General features: G+C 59.3%; 16 protein-coding genes. 6 read left to right on the top strand and 10 right to left on the bottom strand.

Annotated features, from left to right (window positions below):
* Window positions 1-238: 238 nt before the first annotated feature.
* From glmS to ACR3FB_RS20480, 5 genes are read left to right on the top strand one after another with little or no spacing between them, the layout of a single operon-like run.
* On the top strand, window positions 239-730 hold the full coding sequence (glmS, locus tag ACR3FB_RS20460) for a methylaspartate mutase subunit S (RefSeq protein WP_480566785.1): 492 nt from the start codon (window positions 239-241) through the stop codon (window positions 728-730).
* A 17-nt stretch (window positions 731-747) separates the two neighbouring features.
* Complete coding sequence (locus ACR3FB_RS20465; RefSeq protein WP_480566786.1) at window positions 748-2,214, top strand: methylaspartate mutase subunit E; 1,467 nt, start codon at window positions 748-750, stop codon at window positions 2,212-2,214.
* 15 nt (window positions 2,215-2,229) lie between these two features.
* On the top strand, window positions 2,230-3,477 hold the full coding sequence (locus ACR3FB_RS20470) for a methylaspartate ammonia-lyase (RefSeq protein ID WP_480566787.1): 1,248 nt from the start codon (window positions 2,230-2,232) through the stop codon (window positions 3,475-3,477).
* Entirely contained in the window at window positions 3,474-4,631 is a 1,158-nt protein-coding gene (locus tag ACR3FB_RS20475; protein ID WP_480566788.1) for a CaiB/BaiF CoA transferase family protein, read from the top strand. The genes ACR3FB_RS20470 and ACR3FB_RS20475 overlap by 4 nt, the downstream gene beginning before the upstream one ends.
* Complete coding sequence (locus tag ACR3FB_RS20480; protein ID WP_480566789.1) at window positions 4,628-5,479, top strand: HpcH/HpaI aldolase/citrate lyase family protein; 852 nt, start codon at window positions 4,628-4,630, stop codon at window positions 5,477-5,479. Before ACR3FB_RS20475 ends, ACR3FB_RS20480 begins: the two co-directional genes overlap by 4 nt.
* On the opposite strand, the gene ACR3FB_RS20485 is transcribed toward ACR3FB_RS20480, so the two are convergent.
* The 6 genes from ACR3FB_RS20485 to ACR3FB_RS20510 all read right to left on the bottom strand — a co-directional run bounded on the left by ACR3FB_RS20485 (window position 5,454) and on the right by ACR3FB_RS20510 (window position 14,293).
* Window positions 5,454-6,398 carry a LysR family transcriptional regulator gene (locus ACR3FB_RS20485; protein WP_480566790.1) on the bottom strand — a complete coding sequence of 315 codons (945 nt, stop codon included), beginning with the start codon at window positions 6,396-6,398 and terminating at the stop codon, window positions 5,454-5,456. The two genes, ACR3FB_RS20480 and ACR3FB_RS20485, sit on opposite strands and share 26 nt — an antisense overlap.
* Before the next feature lie 15 nt (window positions 6,399-6,413).
* Window positions 6,414-8,009 carry a FumA C-terminus/TtdB family hydratase beta subunit gene (locus tag ACR3FB_RS20490; protein ID WP_480566791.1) on the bottom strand — a complete coding sequence of 532 codons (1,596 nt, stop codon included), beginning with the start codon at window positions 8,007-8,009 and terminating at the stop codon, window positions 6,414-6,416.
* A gap of 268 nt (window positions 8,010-8,277) precedes the next feature.
* A complete protein-coding gene (locus ACR3FB_RS20495) occupies window positions 8,278-10,485 on the bottom strand; it encodes a hybrid sensor histidine kinase/response regulator (RefSeq protein WP_480566792.1) in 2,208 nt (735 codons plus the stop codon).
* A gap of 3 nt (window positions 10,486-10,488) precedes the next feature.
* Window positions 10,489-11,658 carry an FIST N-terminal domain-containing protein gene (locus ACR3FB_RS20500; protein ID WP_480566793.1) on the bottom strand — a complete coding sequence of 390 codons (1,170 nt, stop codon included), beginning with the start codon at window positions 11,656-11,658 and terminating at the stop codon, window positions 10,489-10,491.
* A gap of 52 nt (window positions 11,659-11,710) precedes the next feature.
* Window positions 11,711-12,388, bottom strand: coding sequence for a response regulator (locus tag ACR3FB_RS20505; protein WP_170378656.1), 678 nt, complete (start codon window positions 12,386-12,388; stop codon window positions 11,711-11,713).
* A gap of 138 nt (window positions 12,389-12,526) precedes the next feature.
* Window positions 12,527-14,293 carry a PQQ-dependent methanol/ethanol family dehydrogenase gene (locus tag ACR3FB_RS20510; protein ID WP_480566794.1) on the bottom strand — a complete coding sequence of 589 codons (1,767 nt, stop codon included), beginning with the start codon at window positions 14,291-14,293 and terminating at the stop codon, window positions 12,527-12,529.
* Between the two features lie 176 nt (window positions 14,294-14,469).
* On the opposite strand from ACR3FB_RS20510, the gene ACR3FB_RS20515 reads away from it, so the two are divergent.
* Window positions 14,470-15,024: a hypothetical protein gene (locus ACR3FB_RS20515; RefSeq protein ID WP_480566817.1), complete on the top strand. Its 555-nt coding sequence runs from the start codon at window positions 14,470-14,472 to the stop codon at window positions 15,022-15,024.
* A gap of 88 nt (window positions 15,025-15,112) precedes the next feature.
* Here the strand turns inward: ACR3FB_RS20515 and ACR3FB_RS20520 are convergent, their stop codons facing one another.
* From ACR3FB_RS20520 to ACR3FB_RS20535, 4 genes are all read right to left on the bottom strand, one after another.
* Window positions 15,113-15,652, bottom strand: coding sequence for an SEL1-like repeat protein (locus ACR3FB_RS20520; protein ID WP_425084572.1), 540 nt, complete (start codon window positions 15,650-15,652; stop codon window positions 15,113-15,115).
* Window positions 15,653-15,727: 75 nt separating this feature from the next.
* A complete protein-coding gene (locus ACR3FB_RS20525; protein WP_425084573.1) occupies window positions 15,728-16,519 on the bottom strand; it encodes an ABC transporter permease in 792 nt (263 codons plus the stop codon).
* Window positions 16,504-17,235, bottom strand: coding sequence for an ABC transporter ATP-binding protein (locus tag ACR3FB_RS20530; RefSeq protein ID WP_480566796.1), 732 nt, complete (start codon window positions 17,233-17,235; stop codon window positions 16,504-16,506). Before ACR3FB_RS20530 ends, ACR3FB_RS20525 begins: the two co-directional genes overlap by 16 nt.
* The gene (locus ACR3FB_RS20535) at window positions 17,232-17,681 is read right to left on the bottom strand and encodes a cupredoxin domain-containing protein (RefSeq protein ID WP_480566797.1); all 450 of its coding nucleotides are present in this window, start codon (window positions 17,679-17,681) and stop codon (window positions 17,232-17,234) included. The genes ACR3FB_RS20530 and ACR3FB_RS20535 overlap by 4 nt, the downstream gene beginning before the upstream one ends.
* Between the last annotated feature and the right edge of the window lie 3 nt (window positions 17,682-17,684).

Below are 17,684 nucleotides of genomic sequence, written 5' to 3' on the forward strand. Positions count from 1 at the left end.
CAGCTTACTTTATGCACCCGGGTTGCCCCCGTTTTCAGTGTCGATTTCGGACAGAAGCTATCTCAGATGCGACAGATGCCATCAGAGAGCCGCCGTTTTGGCGTTTCAAGCTCTAACAGCGGTCTGATGCACATTGGGTAACTTTTGCTTATCTATTTTTTATTGTTCATCATTATTCTTTACCGCTTCGAGAATCACGGCTACGACACCACAAAGCGCGACACAGGAGGAGCGAGACATGTTCGACGCCAGCACCACGCATAAAGTCGTTTTGGGAGTGATCGGCGCAGATTGCCACGCCGTGGGAAACAAGATCCTCGACAGCCTGCTGACCCGGGCTGGGATCGAGGTCGTGAACCTTGGCGTCATGGTCAGCCAAGCTGAATTCGTCGCTGCGGCCCTTGCTGAAAAAGCCGATGCGATCCTTGTCTCATCCATCTATGGGCACGGTGAGATCGACTGTCAGGGCCTGCGCGACCGGTGCGAGGCTGCAGGGATCGGGAACATCTTGCTCTATGTCGGTGGGAACCTCGTGATCGGCAAACAGGATTTCGCGACCGTCGTCACCCGCTTCAAAGAGATGGGCTATGACCGCGTCTTCCCGGCTTCGGCCAAAATCGACGAGGTCGTGGCGCTGCTGAAAGACGACATCGACATGAACCGCCTTCCGAATATCGGGCACAACTCGGGCGCTTTCGCACCAGAGTTCACCGATTGGGCCGCAATCTAACAAAGGCAGATGGTGACATGACCGGCACGCCAGAAATCACGAATTCCAAGCTGCCCGATTCCGTTTTCGACGCCGAGCGTGAGGGCGTTCTGCAATCCTGGCACACCGGTGCCGAGGTGGATTTTGAGGCAGGCATTGCCCGTCAGCACGCGCTGCCCTCGGAGAAGCGGTTCTCAGTCGCCTTGGCGGATGCGGATGAAACCGGCAAGACTCTGCTGCAACCCCGTGCGGGCGTTGCGCTGTTGCGCGAACACACCGCACTGATGGAGGGGCTGGCCCCCTATTGCGACGTGTTGCCTACAACCATCGACGCCTATACCCGCCACAACCGCTATGACGAGGCGCAGGATGGCATCGACCGGTCCCGCGCAGCAGGCACCTCGCTGCTGAACGGGTTCCCGGCCGTCAACCATGGTGTGGGAGGCTGTACCAAGCTGGTCGAGGCCGTCTCAAAACCCATTCAGGTCCGGCACGGCACACCAGATGCCCGGCTGCTGGCTGAGGTCACGCTCAGCTCGGGTTTTTCGTCCTACGAGGGCGGCGGGATTTCCTATAACATCCCCTATGCAAAGAACATTCCGCTGGAACAGTCGATCCGCCATTGGCAATATTGCGACCGTCTGGTGGGCCGGTTCGAAGAACATGGCATCCGTATCAACCGCGAACCGTTTGGCCCTTTGACCGGAACGCTGGTACCGCCTTTTGTCTCGCATGTGGTTGCCATCATCGAAGGTCTGCTGGCGCTGGAACAGGGCGTGCGCTGCATCACGCTGGGCTATGGTCAAGCGGGCAATCTGGTGCAAGACGTCGCCGCGCTGCGGTCGTTGCGGCGGCTGGGGCACCACTATTTCCAGAACGTAGGCTATGACGATTACCAGCTGACCACCGTGTTCCACCAATGGATGGGCGGCTTCCCTGAGGATGAGGCCAAGGCCACCGCCGTGATCTGTCTGGGTGCGCTGGCCGCGAAACAGGCGCGGGCCACCAAGATCATCGTGAAGACCCCGCATGAGGCCAGCGGCATCCCCTCGCTTGAGGCGAACCAGGCCGGGCTCAAGGCGACCCGCCAGATGGTGAACATGATCGCGGACCAGAACCGCAATGACGGCAACGAAATCCTGACCGAGGTCGAGGTGATCGAGGCCGAGGTTCACGCCGTCATGCGCGCCGTTTTGAAACTGGGCAAAGGCGACATCGCGCGCGGAGCTGTTCTGGCCTTTGAGAGCGGCGTGATGGACATCCCCTTCGCCCCCGCCATCGGGAACGCGGGCAAACTGACACCGGTACGCGACAACCACGGCGCGCTGCGGATTTTCGAGACCGGGAATGTCCCGCTACCCAAGGATCTCATGGCCTTCCACCGGGACCGCATCGCGGAACGCGCCCGGTCCGAGGGGCGCGAGGTGTCCTTTGACATGGTGGTCGACGACGTCCGCGCCATCTCGGCCAGCAATCTTATCGGTCGGCCTTCGGTTGCCGCTTAACGCACAGAGAGTGTCATGAAGATCAAGAACGTTGTTTTCGCGCCGGGGCTGGCCTCGTACTATTTCGACGATCAGGCAGCGATCAAACAGGGGGCCAAGCAGGACGGGTTCGTCTATTGCGGGCAGGCCCTGACCGACGGCTTTGCCCGCGTCCGGCAATACGGGGAAAGTGTCTCGATCCTGCTGGAGCTGGAGAACGGCCAGATCGCTGAGGGCGACTGCGCGGCCGTGCAATATTCCGGGGCGGCCGGCCGCGATCCGCTGTTTCTGGCTTCCTCTGTCATTCCGTTCCTGCAGGAACATCTGACGCCACAGCTGATTGGGCATGACGTGCGCAGCTTCCGCGAAAGCGCGGAATTCTTCGATACGCTGGTCGTGGATGGCCAACCTCTGCACACCGCCGTGCGCTATGGCCTGTCGCAGGCTTTGCTGTCTGCGACCTCGATCGCCTCGGGCATGATGAAATTCGAGGTGATTTGCGACGAATGGGGGCTTGAGACCATCGCGGCACCTCTGCGCCTGTTCGGGCAGAGCGGCGATAACCGCTATGAGGCCGTGGACAAGATGGTGCTGAAACAAGTCGACGCCCTGCCCCACGGCCTGATCAACAACATCCCCCAGAAACTGGGCCAGACGGGCGGGAAACTGGCCGAATATGTCACATGGCTGTCGCGCCGCATTCAGGATCTGCGCACGGATGAGAGCTATCATCCGGTGCTGCATATTGATGTCTACGGCACGGTCGGCATGATCTTTGACAATGACGCGGTGAAGATCGCCAACTATCTAGCGACGCTGGAACAACGCGCCGCCCCGTTTGATCTGTATATCGAAGGGCCCGCGGACGCCGGGTCAAAAGACGGGCAGATCGCCTTGCTGCGCGATATCCGTGCCGCGCTACAGGCCCTCGGCAGCAACGTCAAAATCGTGGCCGACGAATGGTGCAACACCTATCAGGACGTGGTCGATTTCGTCGATGCCGATTGCTGTGACATGGTTCAGATCAAGACTCCCGATCTGGGATCGCTTCACAATACGGTCGACGCGGTGCTCTACTGCCAAGCCAACGGCGTCGCCGCGTATCAGGGCGGCACTTGCAACGAGACCGATATCTCGGCCCGCGCCTGTCTGCACGCCGCCATGGCCACCAGACCCGATCGCGTGCTGGTCAAACCCGGCATGGGCTTTGACGAAGGCATGACCATCGTCGCCAATGAAATGCACCGCACCCTTGCGCTTTTGAACACACGAGCTGCCGCATGACCGATACCCTCCTCAAGCCCTACGAAGGCCTGCTGCTCGTATCTCTGGAACAGGCCGTCGCTGCCCCCCTCGCGTCGTGCCACTTTGCCCAGGGCGGCGCGCGCGTCATCAAGATCGAGCGTGACACCGGCGATTTCGCCCGCAAGTACGACGGCGCGGTGAAAGGCTCGGCGTCCTATTTCGTCTGGGCCAATCACGGCAAGGAAAGCCTTTGTCTAGATATAAAACACCCCGAGGATGCCGCTCTGCTGCACCGTATTCTGGACGAGGCGGATGTGTTCATCCAGAACCTCGCCCCCGGCGCCATCGCCCGCGCCGGGTTTGGTGAGGATGTCCTGCGCAAACGCAACCCGCGCCTGATCACCTGCGATATCAGCGGATATGGCGAGGAGGGACGTTACAGCGAGATGAAGGCCTATGACTTTCTGGTGCAATGCGAAAGCGGGCTGGTCTCTGTCAACGGAGCGCCCGGACATCCCGGCCGCATAGGCGTTTCGGTCTGCGATATCGGTGCCAGCATGAACGCGATCATCGGCATCCAGAAGGCTCTGATCGCGCGCAGCATCAGCGGCAAAGGCAGCGCGGTGAAGCTGTCCCTTTTCGACACTGCAGCCGATTGGATGACCGTGCCTTTGATGCATACGGTTTATGCGGGCAAAGCGCCTCAACCGGTTGGCCTGCATCACCCGTCCATCGCGCCTTACGGCGGGTTTACCACCAAAGATAATGAGGTTCTGGCGATCTCGATCCAGAACGAACGCGAGTGGAAACGCCTCTGCGCCGATGTTATCGGACAGCCCGACCTGGCGACCGATCCCCGGTTCTGCGACGCCGCCCAACGGGTCGCCAACCGCGCTGAACTGGATGCCATCGTGGCCGGGTTCTTTGCCCGTCACACCCGCACCGAGCTGGAAGGCAAGCTGTTCGCGGCAACCATCGCCTATGGGGCCGTGAACTCGGTCAGCACCTTTGCCGTACACCCGCAGCTGCGCCGCACGCCGGTCACGCTGGAAAACGGGGATGAGGCGCATCTGGTTGCGGCCCCCGTCCGCCACAGCTTCGATCCGGAAACACCCCGCTTTGGCCGCGTGCCCGCGCTTGGCGAACATACCGATACCATTCGGTCCGAGTTTGCCGAGACTGCCGCGGCATGATCCGTTCCTACCTGTTCACTCCGGCGCATCGAACGGAGCTGATTGCCCGTGCGCATGAACGGGGCGCGGATGCGATCCTGCTGGACCTTGAGGACAGCGTCCCGCGGGACCACAAACAAGCCGCGCGGGACGTATTGGCAGAGGCGGTCCCCATGCTGACCGCCCGTGCTGTGCCGGTTGTGATACGAGTCAATGCCGATCTGGGCGAATGCGTCCGCGATCTTGAGACAGCCATCCTGCCCGGCGTCGGCGCGATCATGCTGCCCAAGGTCATCGGGGCGGATCACCTGCACCTGGTGGCGGACTATCTGTCGATGCTGGAGCGACAGGCCAAACTTCCCGAGGGCCAGATCAAGCTGATTGCCCTAATCGAAACAGCGAAAGGACTGATGAACGCCGCGAGGATCGCGAAAGCGACCCCTAGGCTGACCGCGCTTGCATTCGGGACTGAGGACTTCTCGAACGATTGCGGTCATGCGCCCTCGGTCGAGGCGCTGAAGGGCCCGGCGCAGTCCTTGATCCATGCGGCCAAAGCGGGTGGCCTGCAGGCCATCGGCCTACCGGGCAGCATTGCCGAGATCCACGACATGGACAGTTTCCGCACCTGCGTCGACCTTGGGCGTGCGATTGGCTTCGACGCCGTCCTGGGCATTCATCCGCGTCAGGTCGAAATCGTCAACGAGGTCTTCACGCCCAGCGCCTCCGAGATCGAACAAGCAACCCGCGTGGTCGAGGCGTTTGATCGAGCTACTCAGCAGGGGCTGGGTGCCGTCATGCTGGATGGCAAAATGATCGACCCGCCCATCGTTGCGCGGGCGCACTCTATGTTGCAATCCCGGCGTCTTTGAAGAAATCCTCCATGAAGGCCGGGCCTTTCTGATCCACAAAATCCCGAAAAGACCGCGCCGCCGGACGTAGTGGTTTGTTGCGCATATGCAGAACGAACCAATCGCGATATTCGGGCATGCCTTCGACATTCAGGATCTTCAGTTTTCCGGCCATCGCCTCCAGCGCGATCGTGTGAGCCGAGATGAAGGCCAGCCCCATATTCGCCATGACCGCCTGTTTGATATTGGCATTGCTGTCCATTTCCTGCGCCTTGGGCTGCGGCAGGCCCGAGTCCGAGAAAAAGAACTCATGCACCATGCGCGTGCCCGACCCCCGCTCGCGGACGATGAACTGATGATGCGGCAAGTCCGAGCGTCGGATGCGGCTGGAGCGCACCAGCGGATGATCCGGATGGCCGATCAAAACATAGGGGTGTTTGGCGAATTGATGTGCCGTTGTCTCTATCCGGCGCGGAGGGCGACCCATGAGCGCAAGGTCGATCTGATCGGTATCCAGCATCTCGATCACGCTGCGCCGGTTGGCGATCTTGAACTGCAGATCGCATTCCGGGTGTTCCTGCTGAAATTGCGCTAGCAGATGTGGGCCAAAATTGCGGGCGGTGGTCACCATCGCCACCCGCACGCGGTGGTCCAGTTTGCCCTGCATGATCTGCACAACATCGACCGCCTCGGCGAGCGTTTCGGTCATGCGTTCGGCATAGGGCACCAAGGCCGTTGCAACCTCGGTCGGGATCACCGAACGTCCCGATTTCTCAAACAGAGGCGCGCCGAATTCCTCACTCAGCCGGCTCATCTGCATCGACACCGCAGGCGGGGTCAGCGACAAACGCTCAGCCGCGCGCACAAAGCTGCGCGTCTCGATCGCCACCAGAAATATCTGTAACTGGCGCAGGGTGATCTTGTCGGAAGTTGGCGGCATTGCGGCTCCTGTGCGCTAGAAGGCTGGTTTGCGGGTAAAGAAGTCTCCTCCTTTGTCGTCAATAATCACAAATGCCGGGAAATCCACGACTTTTATGCGAAAGACGGCCTCCATCCCGAAGTCGGGGAAATCCAGCGTTTCGATGTTTTTGATGACGTCCTTGCCCAGAACTGCCGCCGCCCCGCCGACCGAGCCCAGAAAGAACCCGCCATGCTCCTTGCAGCTTTGTACGACCGAGGGCGCGCGATTGCCTTTGGCGATCATCACACGGGACGCGCCCAGCGCTTGCAGTTCCGGCACATAAGGGTCCATCCGCGCGGCAGTGGTTGGCCCGAAAGAGCCTGAGGCATAGCCTTCAGGCGTCTTGGCCGGGCCAGCGTAGTAGACCGGGTGATCACGGATGTAGTCCGGCAGTTCCTGACCCTCTCGGATCATCCGGGCCAGTTCGGCATGCACCAGATCGCGCGCGACAATCATGGTGCCGGACAGCAAAACGGGGCTTGAGACAGACAGTTTGGACAATTCGGCACAGATACCATCCATCGGCTGATCCAGATTGATCCGGGTTGCGGATTGCGCCGCGACATCCTGCGCAGGCAGGAACCGAGCCGGATCATGCTCCAACTGCTCGACCCAGATCCCATCCCCGTCGATCCGCCCCTTGATCTGGCGATCTGCCGAACAACTGACACCCATGCCAACCGGGAGGCTTCCTCCGTGACGCGGCAGGCGAATGACGCGCACGTCATGACAAAAGTACTTGCCGCCGAACTGAGCGCCCAGCGACATGTTGCGGGTCAGCTCCAATATCTGCACCTCAAGCTCCAGATCGCGAAAGGCACGCCCATCGGGGCTACCGGTCGTGGGTAGATCATCCAATTCCTTGGCCGAGGCTTTCTTGACCGTTTTCAGACAGTGTTCAGCCGACAGCCCCCCAATGACAATCGCCAGATGGTATGGCGGGCAAGCCGTAGTACCCAAGGTCCGTATCTTCTCATCAAAGAACGCCAGTATCCGCTCGGGTTCCAGCAGTCGCCGAGTTTCCTGATACAAAAACGTCTTGTTGGCCGAGCCACCCCCTTTAGCCATGAACAGGAATTCTAGAGCCGCCCCGCTGAGCGCCTCAATATCGATCTGCGCAGGCAGGTTGGTTCCGGTGTTCTGCTCTTTGAACATTGTCAGCGGGGCCATTTGCGAAAAACGCAGGTTACGCGTTTCCCATGTGTCCTTGACCCCCTGCTCGACCGCCGCATGCAGATCGCCCTGCACCAGAACGTTCTGTCCTTTCTTGCCGTGAATGATCGCCGTTCCGGTGTCCTGACAGCTCGGGAATTCTCGCTCGGCCGAGATCACGGCGTTCTTCAGCAACTCCAGTGCCACGTAATGATCGTTGGCCGAGGCATCCGTGTCATCGAGAATCTCGCGTAGCTGGGCAAGATGGCTGGGGCGCAACAGATGCGAGACATCCGTAAAGGCGGCTGAGGTCAAATTGCTGACAGCCTCGGACGACACCCGCAGGAAGGTTTCATCATCGAACCGGGCGGTTTCCAGCCCTTCATTGCCGAGATGGCGATAGCAGGTCATGCCGATTGTTTTCGTTGTCTGGGTCATGGCGCGCACCCTAGTGAGATACACAGAAACACTCAATAGTTCTTAACTTAAGTGCCTTTTTATTCACCAGAAATTACCAAAAGAGAATCGCGCCAGAATACTCGACTTCAGCAACCGCCGTTTCACACCACGCAACGCATCACTCCCCATAATCGAACCGGCTCAGCATTCGGAGACTCAACAGCCCTTCGTTCAGCGCGGGTCGATCTTGAGCAACATCAAAGCCAGGATCCAGCGGCCACGGTCCGCGCGCAGACCCGTGCAAAGACTAACGCGAAATCAAGCTGACCAATTGATGTCTCAGCTCTTTGGCATCAATGGGTTTGTGGATTAACTCCAGCCCGTTCGTCTTGCATTCTTCCGCCGTTTCAGGAGAGCGGTTGGCCGAGATGATGCAGGCGGGCACATCGCTGAATTCCGCTCTGATCCGACGCACTGCCTCAGTCCCGATTTTTCCGTTATCCAGCTGGTAGTCCGCGACGATAGCATCGGGTGTGATACCGATTTCGCGCAGCAGGTCCACGGCCTGTTCCTCACCGCCACACTCCAGCACATGAACGCCCCAGGACTCGAGCGTCAGCGTCAGCGCATTTCTGAGATTTGCGTCATTTTCAATCAGCAAAACGATCATGTCGGCCAGTTGGCCCGTTTTCCTGTCGGCAACAGCTGGACGGCCTTCGCGGAACTGCCCTTGGTCCTGTTCCTCAGGGATTTCGACGGAGAACACCGTGCCTTTTCCCAACTCGGAGCGTAGATGAATCGGGTGGTTGAGCAAACCGCAGGCGCGCTCGACAATAGCAAGACCAAGGCCCATACCTTCGGCGGCGCTTGCGTCGGATTGCACCCGCTTGAATTCCTGAAAAACCATGTCGCGCTGATCGGCGGCGATGCCTATTCCGGTATCCAGCACCTCGATCGACACGCGGGTTTTGCGACGCTTCACCCCGACCAGAACCTTGCCGGCGTCGGTATAACGGATTGCGTTGGACAGCAGGTTTTGAAGGATGCGCCGCAAATAGCTGGCATCGCTGGTGACAAGCGCGCTGGTCGGCACGACCCGCAATTCCAACCCCTTGGCCTGTGCAACCGGGCGGAAAGCGTCCTCCATCTGCTTGAACATATCACCAACCGACACGGTCGAGAGGTGGACCGTCGCGCTACCGGAATCCAGCTTCGAAATATCCAGTAGTGCTTCAAGGATATGTTCCACGCTGTTGAGCGCACTTTCCGCCTTTGTGGCCACATCATGCGTTTCCGACTGATCCAACCCGTTTTTCAGCGAAGCCACATAAAGCTTGGCGGCGGACAAAGGTTGCAACAGATCATGACTTGCAGCGGCAACAAAGCGGGACTTTGACGCATTGGCCCGTTCCGCCTCGCCCAGCGCGTCGGCCAGTTCAACGGTGCGCGCTTCAACCCGCTTTTCCAGCAATTCCTTGGCGTCCTGAAGCGCCTGCGCCGATTTTCGTTCCGCCGTCACATCGGTAAATGAAATCACATAGCCCTTGTCGGGCATTTCCTGCGCAAAGACAGACAGGATTTTCGACCGCCCCCGATGCAGCAGAAACCGCAAGGGACGCCGGGAGGTGTGCCGCTTGGTCCAGTCGGACAAATCACTCCAGCTCATCCCCGGTTGGAAGCTCATATTCGAACCGAGCCGGTGATAGAGCGTTTCAAACTGCGTGCCCATCTGGAATTGCCCGACCGGGATCGCCAGCAGTTCGCTGGCCCGGTTGTTCCAGCCGATCAAACGGTGCTTGTTGTCAAAAATGCAGACACCCTGGTCGATGTGTTCCAGCGTGGCGCGGATCAGGCGCGATTTGTCATCCAAGATGCGGTCGCGCTCCAGCCGCTCGACCCGCATGATATCGGTCACATCCGTCTGCAGGATAACCGTGCCTGCATCTTTCGTGCGATGCTCCGAGACCTGCATCCAGCGATTACCGCTCAGGCCCACATTGAACACCACATGGTCATCCGCATGACGCGTCAGCCGAAGTTCGGCCCAGTCCACAGGCGCAACCCCTTCCGGCAGCAACAGAGAGCTCGATCGGCTGACAAGCTCGACATATTCGGTAAAACGCAGACCTGGTTTCAGCCGGCCCTGGATATCGGGCATGTGCAACCCGAAGCGACTGTTGCACAGCACCAGTTTTTCATCGCGCCCAAACAGGGCAAAGCCATCCTTCACCGCCTCGATCGCGTTCGCCAAATTGGCCCGAGCAGCTTCGGTCTCCTCGTTGGCCTTGGCCAATTGCGCGTTGGATGCGTTCAGAAGGTCCAGCGCGCGCTCCAGATCATCCGTGCGGGTGCGGATCTCTTGTTCCAACACAGCGGCGCGCTGGAATTGCGCATAAGCAGCACCCGAGGCATCGGTAGATTCCTCGACCCGGCGCATCAGCGCTTCGACGATCTTCAGCAGTTTTTCATTCTGGCGTTCGATCGGATCCAGCGGGTCGGTCAGATGCTCGATCATTCGCTAGTCGTCCCCGGGCGGATAGATCGCCACCCCGGTCATCGTCTGATTGACGTGGATCGAGTTGAACTGCTCACCATACGTCGAGAATCCGACAACATGATTGTCCGACAGGATGCGCGAGATTTCGTGCGTTTTCTGTTTCTCCTGCGCCTCGAGCCGCCGCAGGATACAGTCGCAGGCCAGGATTGTATCGGGCTTCTGCTTTTCGTTCAGCGCTGCGATCTCTTCCTGCAGATGCACCGTCATGTCGCGCGGTTCCGCCAGGGTCAGAACCAGACCCTCATCAATGGCCGAAAAGAACACCAGATCGCCATTGCCCGCGACCTGCTGAATGGCCCGTACATGATGCTGACCTCCGATCTGAACGACGACAGGATGGGCCGCGAAGGTAAAGGGGGTCAACTGTTCAGGGTCTTTGCCAAGGATGCGCGCATATTCCCGCGCTGCGGGTTCCGCGTTGATTTCCTGAACGATGCGGTTGGCGGGGTCGGCTTTGGTAACGACCATACGCTGTGCGGCGGGAACAAGATGATCTGTCTTGAACACCTTGATCGGGCACGAGGTTCGCACCTGCACCAAAATGGCTGCGTTCTCCAGCGCCTGTGATCCATGCAGAACATAGGTGTGGCCGAACTCGGTCCCGTCGCCGGCTGACCCACCGAACAGAGGCACCGGCCCCAACCCCATCGCCAACTCGGATGTCAGTTCGTCTTCTTTCGTGGACAGCCCGTCGATCATCAAGAAGGTGAATTCGTTTTCCCAAGCGGGAAAGCTGCGAGTCATTGCCGTTCGGTTGTGGATCATTTCGGCAATGATGTTTTGCGCACAGAAATCATCCAGATCCGGCACCAGAATGGTGCGCGTTTCAAAATGCGAGCGCGGCAAGGCAAGCGCGACGATCTGATCCTCGTTATAGCCACCTTCGGCAAGCTCTCCCGCGGTGGTGCATCCGACCACCATCGTGGGCGCAAATTCCTGTTCAGCCTCGGCGATCACCGCCGCGGCATCGGCATTGGGGCTGACAAACAGAATGATCAGCGCCATGGGGTCATCCCCCAGCGACATGCACAGATCCCTGACTGCGTTGTCGGCGCTGCATTCCGCAAATGCCGTCTTTACGATGCCTGGCCTGACGGACTGGGCGCTCGCCCATCCGAATGCTTGGTTCATCGCGACTCCTCCCTAAAGCCCGACGATTGCTGAGAGGTTAGAGTATCTGACCCTATTCTTGCAATACGCTGGCAAAGGATGCTTTCTTGGCAATCAGAACCGCCTGAGTGCGGCTTTGAACGCCAAGTTTCCGCATGATTGCAGTGACATGCGCCTTAACCGTGGTTTCGGCAATCGACAGGTCATAGGCGATCTGCTTGTTCAACTTGCCCTCGCAGATCAGTTGCAAAATGCGGCCCTGTTGATTAGTCAACGCGGCAAGCCGATTGACCGCATCGCTATGTTCATCCTCTTCCTCATCTTCGATCAGAACGCAGCCATCGGGGACAAAGATTCCCCCCGCATGCACCGTCTCGAATGCGGTACGGAACACATCGCGCTGGCTGTGCTTGGGCACATACCCCGACGCACCTGCCTTGATCACTTGGCTGATCACACGGTTGTCGGTCAACGAGGACACAACAATCACCGGCGCATCCGCCGCGGATTTCAAGCGCACCAGACCATCCAGGCCATCCACATCCGGCAGGTTCAGGTCCAGCATCACCGCATCCGGTTTCAGCCCTTTGGCCACCAGCTCCATAGCGTTTTCCAAACGGTCTGCGGTGTGAATTTCCCCGATCTCGGCCACGCTGCGCAGGGTCATCGACAAGGCGTCGCAGAACAGTGGGTGATCGTCGACAATCAGAACATTCTCAAAGTCAGTCTGTCTGGCGGGTTCTGCAAGCATCAAGGTCGCCTTTGCATTGAAACTCTCTTTGCTCTGAGTCTAGCAACACCGTAAGCAAACGCCTACTGGCGGAAGGTCGTAGACCAAAGAAAACGCGCCCGGATTCCGAACGCGCGATCTTTGGGGTCAGAACCCGCCTCAGTTCGCCGAGGCCAGCTCTTTCGGCAGACGGAAGGTCCACAGGGTACCGCCCTGGTTCAGATAGTTGACCTTCTTGGCCACTTCACCGCCCCACAGCGGAACCGCACCGCCCCAGCCGGAGATGATCGAGACATACTGCTCACCATCCTGCTCCCAGGTCACAGGCTGACCGACGATGCCGGACCCGGTCTGGAACGACCACAGTTTCTCACCGGTTTCGTCATCCAGCGCGATAAACTCGCCTTCGGGTGTACCGAAGAAGACCAGGCCACCAGCCGTGGTCATCACGCCCGACCACAGCGGAGCATCGTTCTTAAATTCCCACTTCCACTCGCCGGTATCGGGGTCGATGGCCTTGAGCGAGCCGATGTGATCTTCGTAGTTCGGCTTGATGGTAAAGCCCGCGCCCAGATAGGCGGCACCTTTTTTGTAGGTGATCGGCTCATTCCAGATATCCATGCCCCATTCGTTCGAAGGCACGTAGAAATTACCGGTATTCTGCGAAAACGACATTGGCATCCAGTTCTTGCCACCTAGGAACGACGGCGAGGCAAAGATGACCTCACCCTTGTTGCCATCAGCCGCAGCGGCTGGATCACCAGGACGGTTGTTTTCGACAAAGATCGGACGGCCGGTTTCGTCAATACCATCGGCCCATGTGATGTCCTTGACGAAAGGTGTCGCCGAGACGAACCCACCATCGTCACGGTTAAGAACATAGAAGTACCCGTTCCGGTCGGCAGTGGCGTAGCGCTGGTTGCCTTCGCGGTCGGTATACGCGACGACTTCGTTCACACCGTCATAGTCCCAGCCTTCACGCGGGGTTGTCTGGAAATGCCACTTGATCTCGCCGGTTTTCGGGTCGATTCCGATACGGCTGGCGGCGTAGAGGTTGTCGCCCTTGTTGCCTTCGGTGGGAGTGCCCGCATTGCGCAGCCAGCTGTTCCACGGGGCCGGATTGCCTGCGCCAAAGACCAGCGTGTCGGTGTCAGCATCGTAAGAGCCGCCCAACCAAGTCGCGCCGCCGCCGGTTTTCCACATGTCACCGGGCCAGGTCGCGTTCAGCTCACCTGTCATGGTGCTTTCTTCGCCGTTCAGCGTGCCCATGTGGCCTTCGATCACGGGGCGTTCCCAAACCAAATCGCCGGTATTGACGTCCCGGGCCTGAACCGCGCCGACGATGCCGAACTCACCGCCAGAGTTGCCAGTGATGACCAAACCGTCGACGATCAGCGGGGCAGCCGTATAGGAATAGCCCGCCTTGTAGTCAGCAATCTTGTCGCGCCAGACCACATCACCCGTGTCCTTGTTCAGCGCCACGATCCGCGCGTCCAGCGTACCGAAAATGACCTTGTCGCCATAGATGGCAGCACCCCGGTTGACCACGTCACAGCAGGGCAGAATGCCTTCGGGCAGGCGCGCATCGTATTGCCAGACCTCCTTGCCGGTCTCCAGATCAATCGCGTAGAGGCGCGAATAAGACCCGGTGATATACATCATCCCGTCATAGATCAGCGGCTGGGTTTCCTGCCCGCGCTGCTTTTCGCCGCCAAGACTGAAGGCCCAGGCCGGAAGCAGGTTCTTGACGTTATCCTTGTTCAGCATGTCCAGCGGGCTGTAGCGCTGCAAATGCCGCCCCATACCATTGGTCACAACCTGAGTGGTGATCGTTTGGTCATTGGCCAGATCGTCTTCGGTAACTTCTGCATAGGCTGCGCTGGTTGCGACAATGCTCGCAGCGGCGGCCATGATAAACCGGTTCATCGGTATCCTCCCTAGACTTATGTCTTTCCTCCACGCCGAATCTCCGACGCGTCGGGATTGTTGGCGAGAGTATTATTCGCAGGCGGGCACCGGTGTTGGAATTGCACATTGGTCGTAGGGCGCAATCAGCCGATTTCAACTAGGTTGGGCCATCTTTTTTGATGCGCGAGGCTATGATGCGGCGGCTTTTCACTTGGTTTATCCCTGCGGTATTGATCTGCGCGCAGCCTGCGCTGGCCGATCCGCTGTCCGGGCACAAGGCCATTTCTCTGGTCGACGGAGAAGGCAACAAGCTGTTGATCGGAAAGGTGACTTTCGAGCCCAAGAGCGACGCCGTAGCTTATCAGATCGACCTGAGTGCAGGCCCCTTCGCAGACCATTTCCTGTCCATGCGCCCGTTTCGCTGTCTTGAGGGGGCGGACAAACACTGGTGCTATGTCCCCTACCCTTATGCTCTGCGGCGCGAGGTCTCGGACGACGATCTGACCGATCTGGAATACGACCTGCTGTTTGTCCACAAGGGCGCCACCGAATACGGCATTGATATGTGGAACGGGGTCTACTACCGCCTGCAGCGCGATGGCGACGGCCTGATCGGACAGCTGCACGAAATGGATATGGGCATACTATCGGCTCCACCTGAAGACGGAAATCTCAGGCCCGTATCCGAGGCAGACATCCACGAGGCCGATCCCGATGGCCACTGGTTGCCTCAGGTCATGATCGACTGATCAGAGGTTTGGCGTCGGCTTGGGAAACCCCGCTCCATCGGGCGCCCGCGCCTCTTTCCAAGTGTTCGGCTACGTCAGCGGGCCCAGCTCAAAACAAGGGCGCGTATTTCCACTCATCTGCATCCGGCGTGACCTCATTCGGATCATAGCCAGACTCTTGCAGACGTTTGGCGATTTTCAGGCCGTCGCTTGCGGCTTCATCCACATAGGCTCGGCCCAGTTCCGGGTCTTGCGCCACCCCGTGGCCGCGCAGCAGGTTGAGGCCGTAGTTAAACTTGCCCACTGGATCGCCCAGATCAGCGGCGCGTTTGTCCCAAGCGGCGGCGGCATCGGGATCGTAGTCTCCGCCCAGACCGTTATTGTCGAGCTGCCCCATCCAAGTCATCGCGCCGGTATACCCGGCATTGGCGCAGCTTTCGAACAGCTTGCGCGCCATCTCATGCCGACCGGATTTGGTGATGTAGTAGCCCGTCGCGCAGGTCGTCATATCGGTGACGCCATTGTCAATATTGCTCATGACGCGGCCAAAGCCCGTGTCCTGCGGGTTGAGCGTGCCGTACTCATCCTCGACCGTCTGAGCCGAGGCGGCCGTGCCCAGAAAAAGTAATGCAATTGCGATACGGATCATGAAAGAACCCTCCGTTTGAAAGGTATCCTAGCGCATCGACGGGTACATTTCACGTCTGCCATGGTCGTAGACGGCCTAGCGACCGGGGCGTTTGATCCCGCGGGCCGGGTCGTAGCCCCACAGCGCGAGGCCCAGAAAGGCCAGTCCGGCAAGGATAGTCCAGCCAAGGGCCGGGCCGTTGAACTGACCATAAAGCGCAAAACGGATCAGCTCAACGGCGTGGGTAAAGGGGTTGAGCGCGCAGATATCACGCAACAGGGCCGAGCTTTCGGCCATCTTCCAAAGCGGGTAAAGCGCCGAGGACAGGAAGAACATTGGAAAGATGACAAAATTCATCACCCCGGCAAAATTCTCAAGCTGCTTGATGGCCGAGGACAAAGCCAGACCCAGAGCGCCCAGCATCAGCCCGGCAATGATCAGCGCGGGAAAGACGCACAGATATCCGTACCACGGCATATCAATCCCGTAGATCGCGGCCACCACCAGAAACGTATAGACCTGCAGGATCGAGATCGTGATGCTGGCCAGCAGGCGGCAGAACAACAGCCACCATCGCGGCAGAGGGCTGGTCAGCAGCAACCGCATCGACCCCATCTCGCGGTCATAGACAAGGCTGAGGGAGCTTTGCATGCCATTGAACAGCATGATCATGCCGCACAGGCCCGGTACGATGTAGATCTCATAGGTGATATAGGTCTGATAGGGCGGCGTGATTGACAGGCCCAAGGCCGCGCGGAACCCGGCGGCGAAGACGATCAGCCAGACCAGTGGGCGTACCAAAGCAGCGATGAACCGGCTGCGCTGTCGGACAAAGCGCAGCGCCTCGCGGATCAGGATCGCGCGGAGGGCGATCAGCGCGCCGGTGATACCGAGGCTCCGGTCATCGACAGGAACACCTGTTGCAGCGGTTGGTCGCCGGTGATGTCGCGGCAGGTGCCTTGTGTCAGCATCTTCCCTCGATGCAGGATGGCAAGCTGATCGTCAGGGTTGATCTCATCGGTCAGATGGGTCGCCCATAACACGGTCAGCCCATCCTGCGCCGACAGATCATGCACATGTTGGGTGATCGCGCTGCGGGCTGCCGCGTCCAGCCCCACCGTCGGTTCGTCCAGCAACAGAACCGAGGGCGCATGGATGAGGCAGCGCGCAATCTCCAGACGTCTGCGGTGGCCGCCATTCAGATCGCGGGTGCGTTCGCTTGCGCGTTCGGCCATATCCAGACGGCTCAGCGCGGCGGCGATGCGAGTCTCGGCTGTGCGACCCGACAAGCCATGCAAGGCGGCGAAGTAGCTGAGGTTGCGATGAACCGTCAGGTCCAGATCCAGTGTAGGCTGCTGGAACACAACCCCGATCTGCGCCAAAGCCTGACGGGGTTGTTTCGAGATATCGAACCCCGCCACCTCGATCACCCCCTGAGCGGTGGTGAACAGGCGGGTCAGCAGGGAAAACAGAGTTGATTTCCCTGCGCCATTGGGCCCCAGCAACGCGCAAAACGCGCCCTGCGGGACGTGAAAGCTCACGTCATCAAGGGCGCGTTTGTCGCCATAGGCGTAGCTGACATTGCGGACCGAAAGCCCTGTCACTTAATGGTAATCTCCAGCCGCTGCGTTTCGCCGGTGCTGCCCGGCACTTTCAGATAGTAGCTGCCCGGCTTGATCGCGACAAAGCCTATTTCCATCTCGCCCGCCTCGTCAAACTCAACGGAATCGACGCCCAGAGGCCGGATTTCCAACCCTTCGACCACGATTTCATCCACCCAGATCGCACGGAAGAACTCTGGCCCGACCAAAGCCAGTTCCTGACTGCCGTCGCCTTGAATTTCGAACTCATAGTAGGTGCCAGAATTCAGCTCCCATGGGGCCTCTGCCAAGGGCACACCAGCAGAGAGCGTGATCGGAGGCAGGTCTTCCTTGTTCTTGGCCGACAGAATTCCAGCCAGACCAAAGCCGTCGTCATCATCATCGTCGGCCAAAGCCGCAGCGGGCAAAGCCATAGCCATCATCGCGGCCACGCATATCATTCGCTTCATCTC

It is taken from the genome of Ruegeria sp. AO1 (genome assembly GCF_056535985.1).

Coding starts and splice junctions, on each gene's coding strand:
- ACR3FB_RS20535 (WP_480566797.1), bottom strand. CDS start 17,681: ATGAAGCGAATGATATGCGTGGCCGCGATGATGGCTATGGCTTTGCCC.
- ACR3FB_RS20465 (WP_480566786.1), top strand. CDS start 748: ATGACCGGCACGCCAGAAATCACGAATTCCAAGCTGCCCGATTCCGTT.
- ACR3FB_RS20470 (WP_480566787.1), top strand. CDS start 2,230: ATGAAGATCAAGAACGTTGTTTTCGCGCCGGGGCTGGCCTCGTACTAT.
- ACR3FB_RS20520 (WP_425084572.1), bottom strand. CDS start 15,652: ATGATCCGTATCGCAATTGCATTACTTTTTCTGGGCACGGCCGCCTCG.
- ACR3FB_RS20505 (WP_170378656.1), bottom strand. CDS start 12,388: ATGCTTGCAGAACCCGCCAGACAGACTGACTTTGAGAATGTTCTGATT.
- ACR3FB_RS20500 (WP_480566793.1), bottom strand. CDS start 11,658: ATGAACCAAGCATTCGGATGGGCGAGCGCCCAGTCCGTCAGGCCAGGC.
- ACR3FB_RS20495 (WP_480566792.1), bottom strand. CDS start 10,485: ATGATCGAGCATCTGACCGACCCGCTGGATCCGATCGAACGCCAGAAT.
- glmS (WP_480566785.1), top strand. CDS start 239: ATGTTCGACGCCAGCACCACGCATAAAGTCGTTTTGGGAGTGATCGGC.
- ACR3FB_RS20510 (WP_480566794.1), bottom strand. CDS start 14,293: ATGAACCGGTTTATCATGGCCGCCGCTGCGAGCATTGTCGCAACCAGC.
- ACR3FB_RS20490 (WP_480566791.1), bottom strand. CDS start 8,009: ATGACCCAGACAACGAAAACAATCGGCATGACCTGCTATCGCCATCTC.
- ACR3FB_RS20475 (WP_480566788.1), top strand. CDS start 3,474: ATGACCGATACCCTCCTCAAGCCCTACGAAGGCCTGCTGCTCGTATCT.
- ACR3FB_RS20515 (WP_480566817.1), top strand. CDS start 14,470: ATGCGGCGGCTTTTCACTTGGTTTATCCCTGCGGTATTGATCTGCGCG.
- ACR3FB_RS20480 (WP_480566789.1), top strand. CDS start 4,628: ATGATCCGTTCCTACCTGTTCACTCCGGCGCATCGAACGGAGCTGATT.
- ACR3FB_RS20485 (WP_480566790.1), bottom strand. CDS start 6,398: ATGCCGCCAACTTCCGACAAGATCACCCTGCGCCAGTTACAGATATTT.